Consider the following 1,592-nt stretch of genomic DNA (forward strand, 5'->3'; position numbering starts at 1 on the left):
TTGACTGAGTGGTGCTAAAGTAATCGTATTAATTGTGAAGAGTGTTTTTTGAATCTCACTCAAAGTCAACATTAATGGATGTGCGGGATTGACTTCGTTATCGCGGTACGCACCAATTAATAAAAGATGACTTGTATCAGCCATTAATAGCTCCATTAACTTCAGCGATGCTGAATCTGCCCATTGCAAATCATCTAAGAACATTACTAAGGGATGTTCAGCACTGGTAAAGACTTGGGTAAATTTTTGAAACAATAAATTAAAGCGATTTTGGGCGGCTGTTCCTGATAATTCTGGTGCGGATGGTTGTGCACCAATAATTGTTTCTAGTTCGGGGATGACTTCAATAATTACTTGACCATTTTCTCCAACTGCTGATAATATTTGGTTTTTCCATTGGTGGATTTGTGGATCGCTTTCGGTTAACAATTGTCCCATTAAATCTCGGAACGCTTGCACAAAAGCACTGAAGGGAATATTCCGTTGAAATTGGTCAAATTTTCCTTTGATAAAATAACCGCGTTGCCTGACAATAGGTTTATGCACTTCGTTGACAACGGCTGTTTTTCCAATCCCCGAAAAACCAGCGACTAGCATCATTTCTGTGGTTCCTTGACTGACTCGCTCAAAGGCTTGGAGTAGAGTTGATACCTCGGCTTCTCGTCCATAGAGTTTGTCGGGAATAATGAAGCGATCGCATACATCCCTCTGTGCAATCTCAAAGCTCTCAATTGAACCCGAAACTTGTAGCTGAGTTAAACAATTTTCTAAATCAAACTTGATTCCCAACGCACTCTGATATCTGGATTCGGCATTTTTTGCCATCAGTTTTGTGACTATTTGTGATAGTACAAAGGGAATTTGAGAATTAATTTCATGTACTAAAGGCGAGGCTTTCGCAATATGAGAATGTACTAACTCCATTGGGTCATTGGATTCAAAAGGCAATTTGACTGTCAGTAATTCGTAGAAAGTCACGCCTAAAGAATAAAAATCAGTCCGATAGTCAATACCCCGATTCATTCTGCCAGTTTGTTCTGGGGAAATATAAGCTAGTGTTCCTTCTAAGACATTGGGATTGATTAGTGTTTGGGTTTCTCGCGGTAGCAAAGATGCAATACTAAAGTCGATTAATTTGACTTGTTTGGTTTCAGGATTAATTAAGATATTGCTGGGTTTAATGTCTTTGTGAATGATGCGCTCGCGATACAATATATCTAAGGTATTGCAGAGGGATCTCGCGATTGACAAAAACTCTCTCAAAGATAGTGAGTTCTTCCCTTTAATCGCCCATTCCTGAAGAGAAATCCCGCCAAAGTCTTCCATTACCAGCGCATAGCCATTTTCATAGGGTTCCAGGCTGTAGGTTTGGACGATACTAGGTGAATTAAGGTTTTTGGTAATGGTGTATTGATTGCGAAACTGCACGAGTTCGCTAAAGGTGGGATAGTCGTTTTTCAGAAGTTTGATGACGACAGGTAATTGGTCTGATGTACGGACTGCCCGATATACCAAGGTGCGACTTCCTGAATAAACTGTGGAGATAATTTGATAGTTGGGAATTTGAACATTTGTAGGAGTGTCGCTATTTT

1 protein-coding gene is annotated in these 1,592 nt (G+C 39.9%); it reads right to left on the reverse strand.

Going from position 1 to position 1,592, the window contains the following annotated elements; translation table 11 throughout:
* Window positions 1-1,563 (reverse strand): AAA family ATPase (locus E5S67_RS31915; protein WP_172193479.1); only part of this gene is annotated, 1,563 nt, incomplete at its 3' end.
* Window positions 1,564-1,592: the final 29 nt, after the last annotated feature.

The organism is Microcoleus asticus IPMA8, from assembly GCF_013179805.1.
Taxonomy (GTDB): Bacteria; Cyanobacteriota; Cyanobacteriia; order Cyanobacteriales; family Microcoleaceae; genus Microcoleus; species Microcoleus asticus.